Below are 21,879 nucleotides of genomic sequence, written 5' to 3'. Positions count from 1 at the left end.
TTTGAGTCATGGCAGAAGCAGCCGCCGATAATGTTCCGGCCAAGGCCACTCCAATAGACGGCAAGCCGCCGCTGTTCGGGTTGTCCTTCCTGGAAAACCTCTCCGAGATGACCATGTTGCGTCAGGTGGGCCTGTTGGTCGGCCTGGCTGCGAGCGTGGCGATTGGCTTTGCCGTGGTGTTGTGGTCCCAGCAGCCGGATTACCGGCCTCTGTACGGCAGCCTTGCCGGTATGGACGCCAAACAGGTCATGGATACCCTGGCCGCAGCCGACATTCCCTATACCGTTGAACCGAACTCCGGTGCCTTGCTGGTCAAGGCCGATGACCTGTCCCGTGCGCGAATCAAACTCGCGGGCGCTGGTGTCACTCCCAGCGATGGCAACATCGGTTTTGAAATCCTCGACAAGGACCAGGGCCTGGGCACCAGCCAGTTCATGGAAGCGACCCGTTATCGTCGCGGCCTCGAAGGCGAACTGGCTCGCACCATCTCCAGCCTGAACAACGTCAAGGGTGCCCGCGTGCACCTGGCGATTCCGAAAAGTTCGGTGTTCGTGCGTGACGAGCGCAAGCCGAGCGCTTCGATTCTGGTGGAACTGTACTCCGGCCGCTCGCTGGAGCCTGGCCAGGTACTGGCGATCATCAACCTGGTAGCCACCAGCGTTCCCGAACTCAGCAAATCCCAGATCACGGTTGTCGACCAGAAAGGCAACCTGCTGTCGGATCAGGCGGAAAATTCCGAGCTGACCATGGCCGGCAAGCAATTCGATTACAGCCGCCGCATGGAAAGCATGCTGACTCAGCGCGTGCATAACATTCTGCAACCGGTGCTGGGCAACGATCGCTATAAAGCCGAAGTCTCGGCCGATGTGGATTTCAGCGCTGTCGAGTCGACCTCTGAGCAATTCAACCCGGATCAACCGGCGTTGCGCAGCGAGCAGTCGGTCAACGAACAACGTACCGCCAGCAATGGCCCGCAAGGTGTGCCGGGTGCCCTGAGCAACCAGCCGCCCGCGCCGGCTTCCGCACCGCAAACCACCGGTGGCGCTACCGCGTCGGCCGGCATGGTGCAGCCAGGCCAGCCACTGCTGGATGCCAACGGTCAGCAAATCATGGACCCGGCCACCGGCCAGCCGATGCTGGCTCCGTACCCGGCGGACAAGCGCCAGCAGTCCACCAAGAACTTCGAACTCGACCGTTCCATCAGCCATACCAAACAACAGCAGGGCCGTTTGAATCGCCTGTCGGTGTCGGTGGTGGTGGATGACCAGGTCAAGATCAACGCGGCCAACGGTGAAACCACCCGTGCACCATGGACCGCCGATGAATTGGCGCGCTTCACACGTCTGGTACAGGACGCCGTCGGCTTCGACGCCAGCCGTGGCGACAGCGTCAGCGTGATCAACATGCCGTTCTCCGCCGAGCGCGGTGAAGTGATTGCCGAAATTCCGTTCTACTCCCAGCCTTGGTTCTGGGACATCGTCAAGCAAGTGCTGGGAGTCTTGTTTATCCTGGTGCTGGTGTTCGGTGTGCTGCGTCCGGTGCTCAACAACATCACCGGCGGCGGCAAAGACAAACAGCTGGGCATCGGCAGCGACGTCGAGTTGGGTGGCATGGGCGGCCTGGACGGCGAACTGGCCAACGACCGCGTCAGCCTCGGTGGCCCGACCAGCATTCTGCTGCCGAGCCCGAGCGAAGGCTATGACGCACAGTTGAACGCAATCAAGAGTCTGGTGGCAGAAGATCCGGGTCGCGTGGCCCAGGTCGTGAAAGAGTGGATTAACGCAGATGAGTGATAACCGAGCCGTTGCCGCCAAACTGACCAAGGTCGACAAAGCCGCGATTCTGCTGCTGTCCCTGGGTTCCACCGATGCTGCCCAAGTGCTGCGCCACATGGGGCCCAAAGAGGTCCAGCGTGTGGGCGTGGCCATGGCCCAAATGGGTAACGTGCACCGCGAGCAGGTCGAGCAGGTGATGAGCGAGTTCGTCGACATCGTCGGCGACCAGACCAGCCTCGGCGTCGGCTCCGATGACTACGTGCGCAAAATGCTCACCCAGGCCCTGGGCGAAGACAAGGCCAACGGCCTGATCGACCGCATCCTGCTGGGCGGCAACACCAGTGGCCTCGACAGCCTGAAGTGGATGGAACCGCGCGCCGTCGCCGACGTGATCCGTTACGAGCACCCGCAGATCCAGGCAATCGTGGTCGCATATCTCGACCCGGATCAGGCCGGTGAAGTGCTGGGCAACTTCGACCATAAGGTCCGGTTGGACATCATCCTGCGGGTGTCTTCCTTGAACACCGTGCAACCGGCAGCCCTGAAAGAACTCAACCAGATTCTCGAGAAGCAGTTCTCCGGCAACTCGAATGCTTCGCGCACCACCCTGGGTGGTATCAAGCGTGCGGCGGATATCATGAACTTCCTCGACAGCTCGATCGAAGGTCAGCTGATGGACTCGATCCGCGAAGTCGACGAAGACCTGTCCGGTCAGATCGAAGACCTCATGTTCGTGTTCAACAACCTGTCCGATGTAGACGATCGCGGTATCCAGGCGTTGCTGCGCGAAGTGTCTTCCGACGTGCTGGTGCTGGCCCTCAAGGGTTCGGACGAAGGCGTCAAAGAGAAGATCTTCAAGAACATGTCCAAGCGGGCGGCCGAACTGTTGCGCGACGACCTCGAGGCCAAAGGCCCGGTGCGCGTCAGCGACGTGGAAACCGCGCAGAAAGAAATCCTCACCATTGCCCGCCGTATGGCCGAAGCCGGAGAAATCGTTCTCGGCGGGAAGGGCGGCGAAGAGATGATCTAAGGTCACTATGTCGTCCAAACATGATGAGTCCAACACCGACCTGATCCGCGGCAAGGACGTCGGTGGTTTCGACGTCTGGTCGCTGCCCAGCTTCGACCCGTTTGTGCCGGAACCCGAGCCGGAACCTGAGCCCGAACCGCCGGAAATGGAAGAAGTGCCGCTGGAGGAAGTCCAGCCACTGACCCTCGAAGAGCTCGAAAGCATTCGCCAGGAGGCCTACAACGAAGGCTTCGCCACGGGCGAAAAAGAAGGTTTTCACAGCACCACGCTCAAGGTCCGCCAGGAAGCCGAGGTGGCCCTGGCTGCCAAGATTGCCGCTCTGGAGCAACTGATGGGGCATTTGTTCGAGCCTATCGCCGAGCAGGACACCCAGATCGAAAAGTCCCTGGTCGATCTGGTGCAGCACATCACCAAACAGGTGATTCAGCGTGAACTGGCCATCGACTCAACGCAGATCGAACACGTCATGCGCGAGGCCCTCAAGCTCTTGCCGCTGGGCGTGGGCAATGTGCGGCTGTACATCAATCCGCAAGATTTCGAACAGGTCAAAGCCTTGCGCGAACGCCATGAAGAAACCTGGCGCATCGTCGAGGACGAGGCATTGTTGCCCGGTGGTTGCCGGGTCGAGACTGAACACAGTCGCATCGATGCCACGGTCGAAACCCGCGTTGCGCGGGTCATGGACAAGCTCTTCGATCAGTTGCACGAACAGGCCTTGCACCCGGCCGAGCCGGATCTGAGCCTGGAACTGCCGATCAGCGACAAGCCAGCGGTCGAACCTGAACCGGATGCTCCCGATGCGTCTTGATCGCACCAGCTTCGCCAAGCGCCTCGGCAGCTACGCCGAGGCCACGGAGCTTGCAGGCGCGCCGATCCTGGAAGGCCGCTTGCTGCGCATGGTCGGCCTGACCCTCGAAGCCGAGGGCTTGCGCGCCGCCATGGGCAGCCGCTGCATGGTCATCAACGACGACAGTTATCACCCGGTGCAGGTCGAAGCCGAAGTCATGGGCTTTTCCGGCAGCAAGGTGTTTCTGATGCCGGTCGGCAGCGTTGCCGGCATCGCTCCCGGTGCCCGTGTGGTTCCTCTGGCCGATACCGGCCGTCTGCCAATGGGCATGAGCATGCTCGGGCGGGTGCTCGATGGCGCCGGTCGCGCGCTGGACGGCAAGGGCGGGATGAAGGCCGAAGACTGGGTGCCGATGGACGGCCCGACCATCAACCCGCTCAAGCGCGAACCGATCAGCGAGCCGCTGGACGTGGGCATTCGCAGCATCAACGGTTTGTTGACGGTCGGTCGCGGTCAGCGTCTTGGCCTGTTTGCCGGTACTGGCGTGGGCAAGAGTGTCCTGCTGGGGATGATGACCCGTTTCACCGAGGCCGACATCATCGTCGTCGGGCTGATTGGTGAGCGGGGTCGTGAAGTCAAGGAATTCATCGAGCACATCCTCGGTGAAGAAGGCCTCAAGCGTTCGGTCGTGGTGGCCTCCCCGGCGGACGATGCGCCGCTGATGCGCCTGCGCGCTGCGATGTACTGCACGCGAATCGCCGAGTATTTCCGTGACAAGGGCAAGAACGTCCTGTTGCTGATGGACTCGCTGACCCGTTTCGCCCAGGCCCAGCGAGAAATCGCCCTGGCCATTGGCGAGCCGCCAGCGACCAAGGGCTATCCGCCATCGGTGTTCGCCAAACTGCCGAAACTGGTGGAGCGGGCCGGTAACGCGGAGAAGGGCGGCGGTTCAATCACCGCGTTCTACACCGTACTGTCCGAAGGCGATGACCAGCAGGACCCGATTGCCGATGCCGCACGAGGCGTGCTCGACGGGCACATCGTGCTGTCCCGGCGCCTGGCCGAGGAAGGCCATTACCCGGCCATCGATATCGAAGCGTCGATCAGCCGGGTCATGCCGTCTGTGGTTACGCCCGAACACATGATGCGCGCCCAGTATTTCAAGCAGCTGTGGTCGCGTTATCAGCAGAGTCGAGACCTGATCAGCGTCGGCGCCTACGTCGCGGGTGGCGATCGGGAAACCGACCTGGCGATCTCGCTGCAACCGCAGTTGGTGAAATACCTGCGCCAGGGCCTGAACGACAGCATCAGCCTGGGCGAAAGCGAAGCCTATCTGGGCACGATTTTCGCTCCCGCGGCCGGCGGCTAACCGGTCATGGCCCAGAGCCGAGCCTCGCGCCTGGCCCCCGTGGTCGAAATGGCCGAAAAGGCCGAGAAAACCGCGGTCCTGCGTCTGGGGCACTTTCAGGGGCAGGTCCGTCTGGCCGAAAGCAAGCTCGCCGACCTCGAAGCCTTTCGTCTCGATTACCAGGAGCAGTGGATCGTGCGCGGCAGCAGTGGCGTATCGGGCCAATGGTTGCTGGGTTATCAAGGCTTCCTGGCGCAACTGGGGATCGCCATCGACCAGCAGCGGCAAAGCCTGGTATGGCATCAAAACAACCTGAACAAGGCACGGGAATCCTGGCAGCAGGCGTTTGCCCGGGTCGAAGGCTTGCGCAAACTGGTGTTGCGCTACATGGATGAGGCGCGGCGGCTGGAAGACCGGCGTGAGCAAAAGCTGCTGGATGAGTTGTCCCAGCGGTTGCCGCGTCAGGATCCCTATTGAATCAGCTGGACCGCGTCATCGTTCTTCGCGGGCAAACCTCGCTCCTGCGGGTTTTGCAGCGTGAACAACACCGATCCTGCGCTCGCCCGCGAAGACGTCCTCCAGGATTGCGCCACTTACCAGCCTTGCCCCCATCCCTGCCAAGTGCTAAACCTTGTACACGTACGTTCACCAATGACAAGGAAGCCGTTAAATGTCAGTCGTTACAGAAGTCTCAAAAGATGGGCAAAAGCTGACGATATCGGTCAAGGGACGATTCGATTTCGCCAAGCATCAGGAATTTCGTGAGTCCTATGAGGACAAGAAACTCTCCGCAGTTGTCGTCGACTTGAAAGAAGCGACCTACCTCGACAGTTCGGCGCTGGGCATGTTGCTCTTGCTGCGTGATCACGCTGGTGGCGACAATTCCGATATTCGCGTCGTTAACAGTAGTACCGATGTGAAGAAGATCCTCGCCATCTCCAACTTCGACAAACTGTTCGACATCAGTTGAACGGCATGCAGTCGCCGTTCGAACCGCTGACGATCCTGATCGCCGAAGACAGCGCGGCCGATCGCATGCTGCTGTCGACCATCGTTCGTCGCCAGGGGCATGAGGTGCTGACGGCCGCCAACGGTGCCGAAGCCGTTGAAGCGTTTCGCCAGCAACGACCGCAACTGGTGCTCATGGACGCGATGATGCCGGTGATGGACGGTTTTGAGGCGGCCCGGCAGATCAAGGAGTTGGCCGGGGAAACCCTGGTGCCAATCATCTTCCTCACCTCGCTGACCGAAAGCGAAGCGCTGGCCCGCTGTCTGGAGGCCGGGGGTGACGACTTTCTGGCAAAGCCCTACAACCAGGTGATCCTCGGCGCCAAGATCAAGGCGATGGACCGCTTGCGACGATTGCAGGCCACGGTGTTGCAACAGCGTGACCAGATCGCCAGGCACCACGAGTACCTGCTCAACGAACAGCGCGTGGCCAAGGCCGTGTTCGACAAGGTGGCTCACTCCGGCTGCCTGAGTGCGCCGAATATTCGCTACCTGCAATCGCCTTATGCGTTGTTCAACGGCGATCTGCTGTTGGCCGCGTTCACCCCGGCCGGCGACATGCATGTGCTGCTCGGCGATTTTACCGGTCACGGTTTGCCGGCCGCAGTCGGTGCCATGCCCTTGGCCGAAGTTTTCTATGGCATGACCGCCAAGGGTTACGGCCTGTCCGAAACCCTGCGCGAGATGAATGCCAAGCTCAAACGCATCCTGCCGGTGGACATGTTCTGTTGTGCAACGATGCTGTGCCTGAGTTTTCAGCGCCGCTCGGTGGAGGTCTGGAACGGCGGAATGCCGGACGGTTACCTGCACAGCATCGCCAGCGGCGAGCGAACGCCGCTGGCGGCTCGGCATTTGCCGCTCGGCGTGCTGAGCCCGCATTCCTTCGATGACCGCACCGAGGTGTTTCCGATGGCGGTCGGGGATCGGGTCTTCCTGTTGTCCGACGGAGTGATCGATACCTGCGATGACAACGAACAGCTGTTTGGAGTGGAGCGGTTGCAGCAGGTGTTTGCGGCCAATCGTCAGCCTGATGAGCTGTTCGAAGAGATCGAGCAGGCGTTGCGGGACTTTCGCGGCGAGGCCCGTGATGACGTGAGCATGGTCGAGGTCAGTCTGCTGGAGGCGGCACAACTGAGCCCGCCGGCGCTGGTGTATTCCGACAGTGGTCAGTCCTGCCCGCTGGACTGGTCAGTGAGTTTCGAATTTCGCGCCGCCACGCTCAAACGCTTCAATCCGCTGCCGTTTCTTCTGCAATTGCTGCTCGAGGTCCACGGTCTGCGGGCTCAGAGCGGGGCGCTCTACAGTGTTTTGGCCGAACTGTATTCCAATGCCCTGGAGCATGGGGTGCTGGGGCTGGATTCAAGTCTCAAGCGCGATGCCTCGGGTTTCACCCGCTATTATCAACAACGCAATACACGCCTGGACGCGTTGCAGGACGGCTATGTGCGGGTGCATTTGCAGGTAACACCCAAGGGCGAGGGCGGGTGCCTGATTGTTCGGGTTGAAGACAGTGGCAAGGGTTTCGATGTCGCACGAGTAATGGAACGCCCCGTCGACGGTGTCCGTCTGTCGGGACGTGGCGTCAGTCTTATCCGTCAACTGGGCCACAACGCGAGTTGGTCCGATGATGGCCGAAGTGCCCGCGTGGAGTTTTTCTGGGAGGCTCTGGCATAATCCACGCATTCTTGATCAAGGAGTGAGCAAGTGGCTGACACACATCTGGACCGCGACATACTGAACGCGCTGCAAGAGGTGATGGAGGATGAGTATCCGATGTTGCTGGATACCTTTCTCGCCGACTCCGAAGAGCGTTTACGCATCTTGCGCAAGGCTGAAGATGCCGCGCAACTCATGAATGCCGCCCACAGCTTCAAGGGCAGCAGCAGCAACATGGGCGCTATTCACCTGGCTGAGTTGTGCCATGAGCTGGAGCAGCGCGCCAAGCAAAAAAGCCTCGCCGGCATTGAAAAGCTGGTAGACGAAATTGATGACGAATTTGCGTTTGTCCGGCCGCTCTATGAAGCAGAGCGTCAGCGCTCGATCTCTGGCAATGAGACCGTTCGGCGCTTTTAGCGCCAGTCACTCAAACCTGGCGCGACCTTTGCAATAATCTCCGTCAACTGTACCTACGATCCCAGTGCAGCGGAGACCGTTCCATGCCCGTTACCCCCAATATGCTCCTTCAGGCCGCCGCGCAGGCCAAGACTCAAGCCGCCTCCGCCAAAACACCGGCGCTGGCCGCTGAGCCTGGGGACAAGGCATCCAGCTTCGCTCAGGTCTACGCCAATCAAGCCCGGAACAAACCCTCTGCGGTGGGTGATGGATCGGCCAGGCCGATACACGATAAAGCGCCGGACAGCCCCGATAAAAAGGACGTCAGCAACGACAAGTCTGCCGCCCCGGAACCGGCGGTTGCCGATAGCGGCAAATCCTTGCCCGCCGATAAACCGGCGCAGGCTGACGACAAGGCCGCCAGCGATGACGGGGCGGAGGCTGTGCAAACGCCGGTCGCTGATGCCGCGCCCGTTGACCCGACGCTGGATCCTGCGTTGATGCAGGCCGTACAGCCTGCGGCGCCAACGCCGCTACCGGTCGCTCCGCCCGTTATGGTCACCCCGCCACCGCAGGTCGAGGTGGCTGTGACGGCGGCAACGACTCCGGTCGTTGCAAGCACTGACACCGATTTCGATCCCGAAGCCGATCCCCTCGACGCACTGCCCGCCGTGCGCATGGCCATGGAGCAGGGCGGCCATATTTCGGCGGCGAGTCAGGCCCAGCCAACAGCGGCACCGACCTCGGCCCAGGCTCAGGCCGACGGCGAGTCGACCTCGGCGCAGAACTTCGCCGCCGGCATGGCGAGCATGCTCGATGTGCAAGCCGACAAGGACAGCACCGGCCAGGGCGGCGACAAAGCCTTCAGTGGTCTTATCGATGACGGTCTCAAGGATCTGAAATCCGCCAGTAGCGATACCCGGGTCGACGATTTCGCCAACCGTCTGGCGGCACTGACCCAGGCGGCCACGCCGAAAACCGCCAACGCATTGCCGGTGAACCAGCCGATCGCCATGCATCAGAGCGGCTGGACCGAAGAAGTCGTGAACCGGGTCATGTACCTGTCCAGTGCCAATCTCAAGGCCGCCGACATTCAGTTGCAACCAGCGGAGCTGGGGCGGCTGGACATTCGGGTGAACATGGTTCCGGATCAGCAGACCCAAGTGACATTCATGAGTGCCCATCCAAGCGTCCGTGAAGCGCTGGACGGGCAGATGCATCGCTTGCGCGACATGTTTGCGCAACAGGGCATGGGCCAGGTCGACGTCAACGTGTCCGACCAGTCCCGTGGCTGGCAGGGCCAGGAACAGGCTCAGCAGGGGCAAAGCCAGGGTGGGCGCACCAACGCCAGCGGTGGTCGTCTCGATTCCATGGATGAAGAACCTCCGGCCAGCGTTGCTGAAGTAGCGGCCAGCACCACCAGCGTCATCGGCTCTAGCGCCGTCGACTACTACGCCTGATCAAATCAGGCATCAAACCCTGTGGGAGCGAGCCTGCTCGCGATGAGGCCATAACATTCAACATCGTCGTTGACTGTTACATCGCCATCGCGAGCAGGCTCGCTCCCACAGTGGTTTGTGGTGTGCTTCAGATTGCCGTCACCCATCTCCCTACAGACGCTTCTGGCATAACACTTGCTCTTGCCTTGCCGTGCGACTGTGAAAACCCGAATAGTGACGGATTATTGGCATGGCGAAGAGCGAAGCAGCAGTAAAAGACCCCGCAACCAAAGGCAAACTCAAGCTGATCATTGTGATCGTGGTGGCCCTGCTGCTGGCGATCGGTTTGTCCGTGGGAGCAACCTGGTTCTTCATGCACAGCGCCCAGAGCAAACCTGCCGACGCGGCTGAAACCGCCCCGGTCGGCAAGCAGCCAGCGATTTTCGAGCCCATGGCTCCGGCCTTCGTGGCCAATTACAACCAGAACGGTCGTCAGCGTTACATGCAGGTGAGCATCACCATGCAGGGGCGCAATCAGGCCGATCTGGACGCGCTCAAAGTCCACATGCCCGTCATCCGCAATAACCTGGTCATGCTGTTCTCGGGACAGGATTTCGCCACGCTGGCATCGCCGGTCGGCCAGGAAATGTTGCGTCAGAAAGCCACGGCCAGCGTCCAGGAAGTGGCGCAGAAAGAACTCGGCAAAGTGGTCATCGAACAGTTGCTTTTCACTAATTTCGTACTGCAGTAGGAACACGACATGGCCGTGCAGGACCTGCTGTCCCAGGATGAGATCGATGCGCTGTTGCATGGCGTCGACGATGGTCTGGTACAGACCGATACCGCTGCTGAACCCGGCAGCGTCAAAAGCTACGACCTGACCAGTCAGGATCGCATCGTCCGTGGGCGCATGCCGACCCTGGAAATGATCAACGAACGTTTCGCCCGTTACACCCGCATCAGCATGTTCAACATGCTGCGCCGCTCGGCGGACGTTGCCGTCGGTGGCGTGCAGGTGATGAAGTTCGGCGAATACGTGCACTCGCTGTACGTGCCGACCAGCCTCAACCTGGTCAAGATCAAACCGTTGCGCGGCACTGCGTTGTTCATCCTCGACGCCAAACTGGTGTTCAAACTGGTGGACAACTTCTTCGGCGGCGACGGCCGACACGCGAAGATCGAAGGGCGTGAATTCACCCCCACCGAATTGCGTGTAGTGCGCATGGTGCTGGAACAGGCCTTCGTCGATTTGAAAGAAGCCTGGCAGGCGATCATGGAAGTGAACTTCGAGTACATCAACTCGGAAGTGAACCCGGCCATGGCCAACATCGTCGGCCCGAGCGAAGCGATTGTGGTGTCGACGTTCCACATCGAACTCGATGGCGGTGGCGGCGACCTGCACGTGACCATGCCCTACTCGATGATCGAACCCGTGCGCGAAATGCTCGACGCCGGCTTCCAGTCGGACCTCGACGATCAGGACGAACGCTGGGTCAACGCCTTGCGTCAGGACGTGCTGGACGTTGACGTACCGATCGGTGCCACGGTTGCCCGTCGCCAGTTGCGCCTGCGGGACATTCTGCACATGCAGCCGGGCGACATTATCCCGGTCGAGATGCCGGACGAGATGATCATGCGCGCCAACGGCGTGCCTGCGTTCAAGGTCAAGATGGGGTCGCACAAAGGCAACCTCGCGTTGCAAGTGATCGAGCCGATCGAGCGCCGCTGACCGGCGCTCCCAACCCCCTGTGCTTTTAACTGACGGCTCCTGATTGAAGGGATGCCCGCCGAGGACAAATTGATGGCTAACGATATAAACACCCAGGACGACCAGGCGCTGGCTGATGAATGGGCTGCGGCCCTGGAAGAAACCGGCGACGCCGGGCAGGACGACATCGACGCCTTGCTGGCCGCCGACGCCGCCAGTTCGCCGTCCAACCGTCTGCCGATGGAAGAGTTCGGCAGCGTGCCGAAAAACCACGAACCGGTTACCCTCGACGGTCCGAACCTGGACGTGATTCTCGATATCCCGGTGTCGATTTCCATGGAAGTCGGCAGCACCGATATCAACATCCGCAACCTGCTGCAACTCAACCAGGGGTCGGTGATCGAGCTCGATCGCCTGGCCGGTGAGCCGCTGGACGTGCTGGTCAACGGCACGCTCATCGCCCACGGCGAAGTAGTGGTGGTCAACGAGAAGTTCGGCATCCGCCTGACCGACGTGATCAGCCCAAGCGAACGCATCAAGAAGTTGCGCTGAGTGAAAAAGGTTCTGGGGGGGTTGCCAGGGTTGGCGCTGGCCTTGCCGTTCAGCGTTATGGCTGCCGAGCCGGTGGCGACGGCTGCCAGCGCCGCCGCACCGGCGGTCAGCAGCGGTGTGGCCGGGCAATTGACGCAGTTGGTGTTCGGTTTGCTGCTGGTGCTGGGGTTGATCTTCTTCCTCGCCTGGTTGCTGCGCCGGGTCCAGCAGGCCGGACCGGCCGGCAAAGGGCAGGTGATCGAGCTGATCGGTTCCCGCGCACTCGGCCCGCGTGACCGTCTGATGCTGGTGCAGGTCGGCAACGAGCAGATTCTGCTTGGCTTGAGCCCCGGCACCATCACCGCGTTGCACGTGCTCAAGGAGCCGGTGCAAGTGCCCGGCATTACTGAGAAAGCGACCCCCGAGTTTGCCCAGCGCCTGATGGAGCTGATGGGCAAGGATCATAAGGATAAGAAGTAATGGGTGCGCTACGCATCATCTTGACGCTGGCGCTGATGCTGGCCGCGCCACTGGCGTTCGCCGCCGATCCGTTGTCGATCCCGGCGATTACCCTGGGTACCAATGCCGAGGGTGCTCAGGAGTATTCGGTCAGCCTGCAAATCCTGCTGATCATGACCGCGCTGAGTTTTATCCCGGCATTCGTCATGCTGATGACCAGTTTCACCCGGATCATCATCGTCTTCTCGATCCTGCGTCAGGCCCTGGGCCTGCAACAGACGCCGTCGAACCAGATCCTCACGGGCATGGCGCTGTTCCTGACCCTGTTCATCATGGCGCCGGTATTCGACCGGGTTAATCAGGATGCCTTGCAGCCGTATCTGGCGGAGAAACTCACCGCTCAAGACGCCGTGGCCAAGGCGCAGGTGCCGATCAAGGACTTCATGCTCGCCCAGACTCGCAGCAGCGATCTGGAGTTGTTCATGCGCTTGTCCAAACGCACTGATATCGCGTCGCCGGATCAGGCGCCGCTGACGATTCTGGTTCCGGCGTTTGTCACGTCCGAACTGAAAACCGCGTTCCAGATCGGTTTCATGATCTTCATTCCGTTCCTGATCATCGACCTGGTCGTGGCCAGTGTGCTGATGGCGATGGGTATGATGATGCTCTCGCCGCTGATCATTTCCCTGCCATTCAAGATCATGCTGTTCGTGCTGGTGGATGGCTGGGCATTGATCATCGGCACCCTGGCGAGCAGCTTCGGCGGTGTATCGCCATGACGCCAGAAGTTGCGGTAGACATCTTCCGGGAAGCGCTGTGGCTGACCACCATGATGGTTGCCGTGCTGGTGATTCCGAGTTTGCTTGTGGGCCTGTTGGTGGCGATGTTCCAGGCCGCGACCCAGATCAACGAACAGACCCTGAGCTTCCTGCCGCGTCTGCTGGTGATGCTGGTGACGTTGATCGTCGCCGGTCCGTGGCTGGTGCAGACCTTCATGGAATACATCCTGCAGTTGTACGGCAGTATTCCTCAGGTCATCGGTTAAACCATGTCGCTGCTCCAGCTGACCGATACCCAGATCAGTACCTGGGTGGCGACGTTCATGCTGCCGCTGTTTCGTATCGGCGCCTTGCTGATGGTCATGCCGGTTTTCGGCACGACCCTGGTGCCTACGCGAGTGCGCCTATATTTCGCCTTGGCGATTACATTGGTGATCGCTCCCGGCCTGCCGCCGATGCCGCCGGTCAATGCGCTGGACTTGAGCGGTTTGCTGCTGATTGCCGAGCAGATCCTCGTCGGTGCCGTGCTGGGATTCTCCTTGCAACTGTTCTTCCAGGCCTTTGTGGTCGCCGGGCAGATCGTCTCCATTCAGATGGGTATGGGTTTCGCTTCGATGGTCGATCCCACCAACGGTGTCTCGGTGGCGGTGATCGGGCAGTTCTTCACCATGCTGGTGACGCTGTTGTTCCTGTCCATGAACGGCCACCTGGTGGTGTTCGAAGTCCTTACCGAAAGCTTTACTACGTTGCCGGTCGGTAGCGGGTTGATGGTCAATCATTTCTGGGAACTGGCCGGCAAGCTCGGCTGGGTCCTCGGTGCTGCGCTGTTGCTGGTGTTGCCGGCAATCACCGCGTTGCTGGTGGTCAACATCGCCTTTGGCGTGATGACCCGGGCTGCGCCGCAGTTGAACATCTTTTCTATCGGCTTCCCGCTGACACTGGTGCTCGGGCTGTTCATCGTCTGGGTCGGGCTGGCGGACATTATCAATCAGTATCAACCGCTGGCCTCCGAGGCCTTGCAGTTGTTACGCGAACTGGCACGGGCGCGCTGAGTCATGGCTGAGAGCGAAAGCGGTCAGGACAAAACAGAAGACCCCACCGAGAAACGCAAGAAGGATTCTCGCGAGAAGGGCGAGATCGCGCGTTCGAAAGAACTCAACACCCTTGCGATCATGATTGCCGGATCCGTCGCGCTGCTGATTTTCGGCGGGGCGCTGGCGCAAGAATTGATGGAGCTGATGCGGCAGAATTTCTCCCTGTCCCGTGAAGTCATTCTTGATCAGCGCTCCATGAGCACTTACCTGTTGAATTCAGGGCTGACAGCCTTGCTGGCGATTCAGCCGATCATGATCACCCTGGTGTTGGCAGCGTTGATCGGGCCGATCTCCCTGGGTGGATGGCTATTCGCAGCGGGGTCCCTGGCACCGAAATTCAGTCGGATGAACCCTGCCGCCGGCCTCAAACGAATGTTTTCGTTCAAGGCGGTGGCGGAGCTGCTCAAGGCATTTGCGAAGTTTTTGATCATTCTGGCTGTGGCCCTGCTTGTGTTGAAGTCAGACATCGATGACCTGATACGCATCGCTCACGAGCCGTTGGAGCTGGCCGTCATTCACTGCCTGCAGGTGGTGGGCTGGAGTACCTTGTGGATGTCCTGCGGGCTGATCGTCATCGCTGCAGTGGACGTGCCGGTGCAGCTTTGGGAAAGCCACAAGAAACTGCTGATGACCAAGCAGGAAGTGCGTGACGAGCATAAAGAAGCCGAAGGGCGACCGGAGGTTAAGCAGCGTATTCGCCAGTTGCAGCGCGAAATGTCCCAGCGCCGGATGATGGCGGCGATCCCCGACGCCGATGTGGTCATCACCAACCCGACCCACTACGCCGTAGCGCTCAAGTACGACCCGGACAAGGGTGGGGCGCCGATGCTGATTGCCAAGGGCAGCGACTTCCTGGCTTTGAAAATCCGTGAAATCGCGGTGGCCAACGAAGTGCTGCTGCTTGAGTCGCCGGCACTGGCGCGTTCGATCTACCACTCCACCGAGCTTGATCAGGAAATCCCTGGCGGGCTCTACCTTGCTGTCGCCCAGGTGCTCGCTTACGTCTACCAGATCCGCCAGCACCGCGCCGGCAAGGGTAAGCGCCCGGATCCGCTGAAGGGCGACCTGCCGATTCCGCCCGACCTGCGGCGCGACACCTGAGAGAGGCGCGTGTAGCAGCTGTCGAGCCTGCGAGGCTGCGAGGCTGCGCAGCAGCCGTGAAACTCTGGCGAGGACTTCGTCCTCGGACGCAGCCTCGCAGGCTCGACAGCTGCTACAGGCGTTGAGCGGCCGGACCAGGCACTGCAAATTCCTTGATAAACCCCTCTATTCCCCGCCTCTGCAAAAGTTGGAAGGCTTCTTGCAGTAGCCGCTCTGCGCCCGCTTCAGGCGTCAAAAAGTTTGCTTTAAAGGAACGGGGAAAACCGGTGGATCGCTCTCAGTTATTCAACACTGCACGCACAAACGTTGCCGACCTGAGTCGAGGCAATCTGGGTGTGCCGTTGTTGCTGCTGGTCATGCTGGCGATGATGATGTTGCCGGTGCCGCCGTTCCTGCTGGACGTGTTCTTCACGTTCAACATCGCGTTGTCGATTGTCGTGTTGCTGGTCTGTGTTTACGCGTTGCGGCCGCTGGATTTCGCGGTGTTCCCGACCATCCTGCTGGTGGCGACCCTGTTGCGACTGGCGCTCAACGTGGCCTCCACGCGGGTGGTGATGCTCCACGGTCAGGACGGCCATGCCGCCGCCGGTAAGGTGATCCAGGCCTTCGGCGAGGTGGTGATCGGCGGTAACTACGTGGTCGGTATCGTCGTCTTCGCGATTTTGATGATCATCAACTTCGTCGTGGTGACCAAGGGTGCCGGACGGATTTCCGAGGTGAGCGCGCGTTTCACCCTCGATGCGATGCCTGGTAAACAAATGGCGATCGACGCCGACTTGAACGCCGGTCTGATCGACCAGAACCAGGCCAAGCTGCGCCGGATGGAAGTGGCCCAGGAAGCCGAGTTCTACGGTTCCATGGACGGTGCCAGCAAGTTCGTTCGCGGTGACGCCATTGCCGGCCTGCTGATTCTGTTCATCAACCTGATCGGCGGCATGGCGGTCGGTATCTTCCAGCACGGCATGACCTTCGGCGATGCCGGTCGGGTGTACGCCTTGTTGACCATCGGTGACGGTTTGGTGGCGCAATTGCCATCACTGCTTTTATCGACAGCTGCGGCAATCATGGTGACCCGTGCTTCCGGCTCGGAAGACATGGGCAAGCAGATCAATCGCCAGATGTTCGCCTCGCCCAAAGCGTTGGCGGTGGCGGCGGGTTTGATGGCGGTGATGGGCCTCGTGCCGGGCATGCCGCACTTTTCCTTTCTCAGCATGGCAGCCCTGGCGGCGGGCGGCGCGTACCTGTTCTGGAAGAAGCAGAACGTGGTCAAGGTACAGGCCCTGCAAGAGGTCAAGCGTCAGCAGGAATTGCTGCCATCGCCGGCTCGCGCTCAGGAAACCAAGGAGCTTGGCTGGGATGACGTCACGCCGATCGACATGATCGGCCTGGAAGTCGGCTACCGACTGATTCCCTTGGTGGACCGTAATCAGGGTGGTCAATTGCTGGCGCGAATCAAGGGCGTGCGCAAGAAGCTGTCCCAGGATCTGGGCTTCCTGATGCCGACCGTGCATATCCGTGACAACCTCGACCTGGCGCCAAGTGCCTACCGCCTGACCCTGATGGGGGTGATCCTGGCCGAAGCGGAGATTTACCCGGATCGCGAGTTGGCGATCAACCCGGGCCAGGTCTACGGCACGCTCAACGGCATTACCGCCAAAGATCCGGCTTTCGGCCTGGAGGCGGTCTGGATCGAAATCAGCCAGCGTGCCCAGGCCCAATCCCTCGGTTACACCGTGGTCGATGCCAGTACGGTAGTGGCAACCCACTTGAACCAGATTCTCTACAAGCATTCGAGTGAGTTGATCGGTCACGAAGAAGTGCAGCAACTCATGCAATTGCTGGCCAAAAGCTCGCCAAAACTGGCTGAAGAACTGGTGCCGGGCGTGGTGTCGCTGTCGCAGCTGCTCAAAGTATTGCAGGCGTTGCTGGCCGAACAGGTGCCAGTTCGCGATATCCGCAGCATTGCCGAGGCCATCGCCAACAACGCCAGCAAGAGTCAAGATACTGCCGCGCTGGTGGCCGCGGTGCGCGTCGGCGTATCCCGTGCAATCGTCCAAAGCATTGTAGGCACTGACTCCGAGCTGCCAGTGATCACCCTGGAGCCAAGGTTGGAACAAATATTGCTCAATAGTCTTCAGAAGGCAGGACAAGGCTCGGAAGAGGGTGTTCTGCTGGAGCCAAGCATGGCTGAAAAACTGCAACGTTCGTTGATCGACGCGGCGCAGCGTCAGGAAATGCAAGGTCAACCGGTGATTCTGCTGGTCGCCGGTCCGGTTCGCGCGATGCTGTCGCGATTCGGCCGATTGGCAGTCCCGGGTTTGCATGTGTTGGCTTACCAGGAAATACCTGACAACAAGCAAGTGACCATCGTTGCGACAGTAGGGCCCAACGGCTGAGGTAGTGGTTTATGCAAGTTAAGCGTTTTTTCGCCGCCGATATGCGTCAGGCCATGAAACTGGTTCGTGATGAGCTGGGCGCTGATGCCGCCATCATTGGCAACCGCCGGATCGCCGGTGGTGTCGAGCTGACGGCTGCCCTGGATTACAAGTTGTCGGCGCTGGCCCCGCGCGTTCCGAACATGGAACTCGAAGACGAGCTGCGCAAGACCCAATCGCGGATCGTCACCGCCCAGGCCGAACTGAGCCTGCGCAGCGATGGCGAGAGCGACAAGTCCACCAATCGCCAATTGTTCGCCGGCCTGCCACTGACCGCCGCCGAGCCGCTGATCGAACCGACGTACACCGAACCCCATCGTCCTGCACCGGTTGCGGCACCAGCCTCTGGTGGCGTCGACCCACGGGCCTTCGACTCGATGCGTTTCGAGCTCAACAGCCTGCGCGAACTGATGGAAGTGCAACTCGGCTCCCTGGCCTGGAATCAGCTGCAAGGCAGCCGTCCGGCCCAGGCCAATCTTTGGCGTCGCCTGCAACGCATCGGCCTGTCCGGCCCGTTGTCGCGCGATTTGCTGGCGCTGATTACCGATATTGAAGAACCTCGTCAGGCCTGGCGCATGTTGCTGGCACACCTGGCGCGGATGATCGCCACACCGGAAGTCGAGCCTCTGGAGGAGGGCGGCGTGATTGCCATGGTCGGTCCTGCCGGCATGGGCAAGACCACCACCCTGGCCAAGCTCGCGGCCCGTTACGTGCTCAAGTACGGCGCGCAGAACATCGCGCTGGTCAGCATGGACAGTTTCCGTATTGGTGCTCAGGAACAACTCAAGACGTTGGGCCGGATCCTCAATGTGTCGGTGACTCACGTCGATCCGGGGCAGTCACTGGTACAGGCGCTGGAGCCCTTGCTGCGCAAACGCGTGGTGCTGATCGATACCGCGGGCCTTCAGGCCAGCGATCCGGCACTGCGCATGCAGCTCGAAAGCCTGGCCGGTCGTGGCATCAAATCGAAAAATTATCTGGTTTTGGCAACCACCAGCCAAAAACAGGTTCTAACGGCCGCTTATCACAGTTACAAGCGTTGTGGGCTCGCTGGCTGCATCCTGACTAAACTGGATGAAACGGCAAGTCTGGGCGAGGTGTTGAGCCTGGCCATCAGTCATGAATTGCCGGTGGCCTACCTGACCGATGGCCCGCGGATCCCGGATGATTTGCATCTGCCGCGTCGTCATCAGTTGGTCAGTCGCGCCGTAAGCGTGCAAATGCAAGAAGAACCCAGCGAAGAAGCCATGGCTGACATGTTCGCTGATATTTACCACAGCCCGACCAAGCAGGTGGGCTGAGGTACTAATGACAGTTTTTGTACCTACATCGATGGCCTGCCATGCATTGTTCAGTTAATGAACGCGCAGCCAGTAATGTGGCCTCCGTCTAAGTAAGACAAGGTAAAGAAATTCATGGGCAGCATGCATCCCGTACAGGTGATCGCGGTGACCGGCGGCAAAGGTGGCGTCGGGAAGACTAACGTGTCAGTGAACTTGTCCCTGGCTCTAGCTGAGCTCGGTCGGCGCGTCATGCTGTTGGACGCCGATCTGGGGCTGGCGAACGTCGACGTCCTGCTGGGGCTGACACCCAAACGTACGTTGGCCGACGTGATCGAAGGCCGCTGCGAGCTGCGCGACGTACTGTTGCAGGGCCCTGGCGGCATCCGCATCGTTCCGGCCGCGTCCGGCACACAGAGCATGGTTCATTTGAGCCCGGCCCAGCACGCCGGCCTGATCCAGGCGTTCAGCGATATCGGCGACAACCTCGACGTGCTGGTGATCGACACCGCGGCGGGCATTGGTGACTCGGTCGTCAGTTTCGTCCGCGCAGCGCAAGAAGTCTTGCTGGTGGTCTGCGACGAACCGACCTCGATTACCGATGCTTACGCACTGATCAAACTGCTGAACCGCGATTACGGCATGAACCGCTTCCGCGTTCTGGCCAACATGGCCCAGAGCCCGCAGGAAGGGCGCAACCTGTTCGCCAAGTTGACCAAGGTCACGGATCGCTTCCTTGACGTCGCCTTACAATACGTCGGCGCGGTGCCTTACGACGAAAGCGTGCGCAAGGCTGTGCAGAAGCAGCGCGCCGTCTACGAAGCCTTCCCGCGGTCCAAGTGCTCACTGGCGTTCAAGGCCATTGCCCAGAAGGTCGATACCTGGCCGCTGCCTGCCAACCCGCGTGGGCACCTGGAGTTTTTCGTCGAGCGCCTCGTGCAACAGACCGCAGGACCTGTGCTATGACAGCCGGTGGCTACAACCTTTACAAGAAGTCGGCACGTGACGCGCAGTACGAGCTGATCGAGCGTTACGCGCCACTGGTTAAACGCATTGCCTACCACTTGCTGGCGCGTCTGCCGGCCAGTGTCCAGGTCGAAGACCTGATCCAGGCCGGGATGATCGGCCTGCTTGAAGTGTCGACCAAATACGACGCCAGCAAAGGCGCGAGTTTCGAGACGTACGCGGGCATTCGAATCCGCGGCGCGATGCTCGACGAAGTACGCAAGGGGGACTGGGCGCCACGTTCGGTCCACCGCAATACCCGGATGGTCAGCGACGCCATTCGCTCGATTGAAGCTAAAACCGGCCGTGACGCTAAAGATCACGAAGTTGCGGCCGAACTCCAATTGAGTCTCGACGATTATTACGGGATTTTGAACGACACCCTGGGTAGCCGGTTATTCAGTTTCGACGATCTGTTGCAGGACGGCGAACACGAAGGGCTGCACGAGGATGGCGCGAGTGCACATCTGGAGCCGTCACGCGATCTGGAAGATGAACGCTTCCAGGCGGCGCTGGCGGACGCGATTGCCAATTTGCCGGAGCGTGAGCGACTGGTGTTGGCGCTGTACTACGACGAAGAGCTGAACCTCAAGGAAATCGGTGAGGTCCTGGGGGTCAGCGAATCGCGGGTCAGCCAGTTACATAGCCAGTGCGCGGCCCGTTTGCGGGGGCGTTTGGGGGAGTGGCGAGCGCGCTGAAGGCAGTGTGGGGGCACTGCGAACGCGGCTGGTGGGGTGTTGAACCTTGCCGGTCACGATCTGTTGTGCTCCAGACAGTCATCGAGTGCATTGCCGGATTGATTGAAATGGCGTGTCCAGGTGCTGGGCGCGTTTAAGACTGCTTGGAGGTCGAATTGGACAAGAACATGAAAATCCTCATCGTTGATGACTTCTCAACGATGCGGCGGATCATAAAAAACCTGTTGCGTGACCTTGGGTTCACCAACACGGTCGAGGCTGACGATGGCATCACTGCGATCCCGGTCCTCAACAGCGGCAGCATCGACTTTCTGGTAACGGACTGGAACATGCCTGGCATGACCGGCATCGATCTGCTGCGTCACGTACGCGCGGATGAAAAGCTCAAGCACCTGCCAGTGCTGATGGTCACCGCTGAAGCCAAGCGCGAGCAGATCATCGAAGCGGCCCAGGCCGGTGTTAACGGCTATGTGGTCAAACCCTTCACGGCCCAGGCGTTGAAAGACAAAATCGAAAAGATTTTCGAACGCATCGGTTGATCCACTTCGCCACGGGGGAGCTATGGAGCATAACGAGTCTTCACAGGGCGATTTCGAATCGACCCTGAAAAAACACGCGGTCGAACTGGTCGAAAGCCTTGAAAAAGGCAGGTTCGGCGACGCTGTGCAACTGATCCATGAGCTCAATCAGACCCGTGACCGTGGCCTGTATCAGGAAGTGGGCAAGCTCACTCGCGAGCTGCATAGTGCGATCGTCAATTTCCAGATTGACCCGAACATGCCGCAAGCCGAGGAGGTCTCGCAGATCACGGATGCCACCGAGCGCTTGGGTTATGTGGTCAAGCTGACCGAAGCCGCGGCCAACCGCACCATGGACCTGGTGGAAAACGCCACGCCGCTGGTCAACGGCCTGAGCAACGAAGCCCAGGCCTTGAGCACCGATTGGGGACGGTTCATGCGTCGCGAAGTCGGGGCTGAAGAGTTCCGCGAGCTGGCTCGGCGAGTCGACGGTTTCCTGACACGCAGCAGCGAAGACAATCGCGTTGTGTCGAGCAACCTCAACGACATTCTGCTCGCTCAGGATTACCAGGACCTCACCGGTCAGGTGATCAAGCGCGTGACCCAACTGGTCACCGAAGTTGAAAGCAACCTGCTCAAGCTCGTGCTTATGGCCAGTCAGGTGGACCGCTTTGCGGGCATCGAACATGACCGTGAAGCGATGCTGGCAGAAAAAGATCCGCAAAAACATCTCTCTCAGGGTGAAGGTCCGCAGATTCATGCCGATAAAAGAGAAGACGTTGTGTCCGGTCAGGACGATGTAGACGATTTGCTTTCCAGCCTTGGATTCTAG

The 21,879-nt window shown here is 60.2% G+C and carries 23 protein-coding genes; all 23 read left to right on the top strand.

Going from position 1 to position 21,879, the window contains the following annotated elements; all coding sequences use genetic code 11:
- Positions 1-8 precede the first annotated feature (8 nt).
- The 23 genes from fliF to ACQ4OB_RS21230 all read left to right on the top strand — a co-directional run bounded on the left by fliF (position 9) and on the right by ACQ4OB_RS21230 (position 21,879).
- The gene (gene fliF, locus ACQ4OB_RS21340; RefSeq protein ID WP_430956392.1) at positions 9-1,793 is read left to right on the top strand and encodes a flagellar basal-body MS-ring/collar protein FliF; all 1,785 of its coding nucleotides are present in this window, start codon (positions 9-11) and stop codon (positions 1,791-1,793) included.
- Positions 1,786-2,805: a flagellar motor switch protein FliG gene (gene fliG, locus ACQ4OB_RS21335; RefSeq protein WP_007894195.1), complete on the top strand. Its 1,020-nt coding sequence runs from the start codon at positions 1,786-1,788 to the stop codon at positions 2,803-2,805. The genes fliF and fliG overlap by 8 nt, the downstream gene beginning before the upstream one ends.
- Before the next feature lie 7 nt (positions 2,806-2,812).
- Positions 2,813-3,613, top strand: coding sequence for a flagellar assembly protein FliH (gene fliH / locus ACQ4OB_RS21330; protein WP_430956391.1), 801 nt, complete (start codon positions 2,813-2,815; stop codon positions 3,611-3,613).
- Positions 3,603-4,961 carry a flagellar protein export ATPase FliI gene (gene fliI / locus ACQ4OB_RS21325; protein ID WP_074874549.1) on the top strand — a complete coding sequence of 453 codons (1,359 nt, stop codon included), beginning with the start codon at positions 3,603-3,605 and terminating at the stop codon, positions 4,959-4,961. Before fliH ends, fliI begins: the two co-directional genes overlap by 11 nt.
- 6 nt (positions 4,962-4,967) lie before the next feature.
- Positions 4,968-5,417 (top strand): flagellar export protein FliJ, encoded by a 450-nt coding sequence (gene fliJ / locus ACQ4OB_RS21320; RefSeq protein ID WP_430956390.1) that lies wholly within the window; start codon positions 4,968-4,970, stop codon positions 5,415-5,417.
- Between the two features lie 193 nt (positions 5,418-5,610).
- Positions 5,611-5,910, top strand: coding sequence for an STAS domain-containing protein (locus tag ACQ4OB_RS21315; RefSeq protein WP_074874554.1), 300 nt, complete (start codon positions 5,611-5,613; stop codon positions 5,908-5,910).
- Positions 5,911-5,915: 5 nt separating this feature from the next.
- Complete coding sequence (locus ACQ4OB_RS21310) at positions 5,916-7,622, top strand: ATP-binding SpoIIE family protein phosphatase (RefSeq protein ID WP_430956389.1); 1,707 nt, start codon at positions 5,916-5,918, stop codon at positions 7,620-7,622.
- Between the two features lie 30 nt (positions 7,623-7,652).
- On the top strand, positions 7,653-8,021 hold the full coding sequence (locus tag ACQ4OB_RS21305; protein WP_074874558.1) for an Hpt domain-containing protein: 369 nt from the start codon (positions 7,653-7,655) through the stop codon (positions 8,019-8,021).
- An 83-nt stretch (positions 8,022-8,104) separates the two neighbouring features.
- The gene (locus ACQ4OB_RS21300; RefSeq protein ID WP_430956388.1) at positions 8,105-9,460 is read left to right on the top strand and encodes a flagellar hook-length control protein FliK; all 1,356 of its coding nucleotides are present in this window, start codon (positions 8,105-8,107) and stop codon (positions 9,458-9,460) included.
- 229 nt (positions 9,461-9,689) lie between these two features.
- Positions 9,690-10,190 (top strand): flagellar basal body-associated protein FliL, encoded by a 501-nt coding sequence (fliL, locus tag ACQ4OB_RS21295; protein ID WP_074874562.1) that lies wholly within the window; start codon positions 9,690-9,692, stop codon positions 10,188-10,190.
- Between the two features lie 9 nt (positions 10,191-10,199).
- Positions 10,200-11,168 (top strand): flagellar motor switch protein FliM, encoded by a 969-nt coding sequence (gene fliM, locus ACQ4OB_RS21290; protein WP_008151077.1) that lies wholly within the window; start codon positions 10,200-10,202, stop codon positions 11,166-11,168.
- 72 nt (positions 11,169-11,240) lie between these two features.
- Positions 11,241-11,699, top strand: a complete 459-nt coding sequence (gene fliN / locus ACQ4OB_RS21285; RefSeq protein ID WP_074880538.1) for a flagellar motor switch protein FliN — start codon at positions 11,241-11,243, stop codon at positions 11,697-11,699.
- On the top strand, positions 11,700-12,158 hold the full coding sequence (gene fliO / locus ACQ4OB_RS21280) for a flagellar biosynthetic protein FliO (RefSeq protein WP_074874564.1): 459 nt from the start codon (positions 11,700-11,702) through the stop codon (positions 12,156-12,158).
- Positions 12,158-12,916: a flagellar type III secretion system pore protein FliP gene (fliP, locus tag ACQ4OB_RS21275; RefSeq protein WP_074874566.1), complete on the top strand. Its 759-nt coding sequence runs from the start codon at positions 12,158-12,160 to the stop codon at positions 12,914-12,916. Before fliO ends, fliP begins: the two co-directional genes overlap by 1 nt.
- On the top strand, positions 12,913-13,182 hold the full coding sequence (gene fliQ / locus ACQ4OB_RS21270) for a flagellar biosynthesis protein FliQ (RefSeq protein ID WP_007948918.1): 270 nt from the start codon (positions 12,913-12,915) through the stop codon (positions 13,180-13,182). The genes fliP and fliQ overlap by 4 nt, the downstream gene beginning before the upstream one ends.
- Before the next feature lie 3 nt (positions 13,183-13,185).
- The gene (gene fliR / locus ACQ4OB_RS21265; protein ID WP_074874568.1) at positions 13,186-13,968 is read left to right on the top strand and encodes a flagellar biosynthetic protein FliR; all 783 of its coding nucleotides are present in this window, start codon (positions 13,186-13,188) and stop codon (positions 13,966-13,968) included.
- 3 nt (positions 13,969-13,971) lie between these two features.
- The gene (flhB, locus tag ACQ4OB_RS21260) at positions 13,972-15,111 is read left to right on the top strand and encodes a flagellar biosynthesis protein FlhB (protein ID WP_102615893.1); all 1,140 of its coding nucleotides are present in this window, start codon (positions 13,972-13,974) and stop codon (positions 15,109-15,111) included.
- Between the two features lie 266 nt (positions 15,112-15,377).
- Complete coding sequence (flhA, locus tag ACQ4OB_RS21255) at positions 15,378-17,507, top strand: flagellar biosynthesis protein FlhA (protein WP_074874572.1); 2,130 nt, start codon at positions 15,378-15,380, stop codon at positions 17,505-17,507.
- Between the two features lie 11 nt (positions 17,508-17,518).
- A complete protein-coding gene (gene flhF, locus ACQ4OB_RS21250) occupies positions 17,519-18,847 on the top strand; it encodes a flagellar biosynthesis protein FlhF (protein ID WP_074874574.1) in 1,329 nt (442 codons plus the stop codon).
- 114 nt (positions 18,848-18,961) lie between these two features.
- Complete coding sequence (gene fleN / locus ACQ4OB_RS21245; RefSeq protein WP_008001746.1) at positions 18,962-19,792, top strand: flagellar synthesis regulator FleN; 831 nt, start codon at positions 18,962-18,964, stop codon at positions 19,790-19,792.
- Entirely contained in the window at positions 19,789-20,529 is a 741-nt protein-coding gene (gene fliA / locus ACQ4OB_RS21240) for an RNA polymerase sigma factor FliA (RefSeq protein ID WP_074874576.1), read from the top strand. Before fleN ends, fliA begins: the two co-directional genes overlap by 4 nt.
- Positions 20,530-20,696: 167 nt before the next feature.
- Positions 20,697-21,068, top strand: coding sequence for a chemotaxis response regulator CheY (locus ACQ4OB_RS21235; protein WP_008072643.1), 372 nt, complete (start codon positions 20,697-20,699; stop codon positions 21,066-21,068).
- Positions 21,069-21,090: 22 nt separating this feature from the next.
- Positions 21,091-21,879, top strand: coding sequence for a protein phosphatase CheZ (locus ACQ4OB_RS21230; protein WP_074874578.1), 789 nt, complete (start codon positions 21,091-21,093; stop codon positions 21,877-21,879).

The sequence above is a fragment of the Pseudomonas sp. ES4 genome (genome assembly GCF_050586665.1).
GTDB classification, from domain to species: domain Bacteria; phylum Pseudomonadota; class Gammaproteobacteria; order Pseudomonadales; family Pseudomonadaceae; genus Aquipseudomonas; species Aquipseudomonas frederiksbergensis.
The sequence above is the reverse complement of the archived record's forward strand: the minus strand, read 5'-3'. Positions and strand labels throughout refer to the sequence as shown.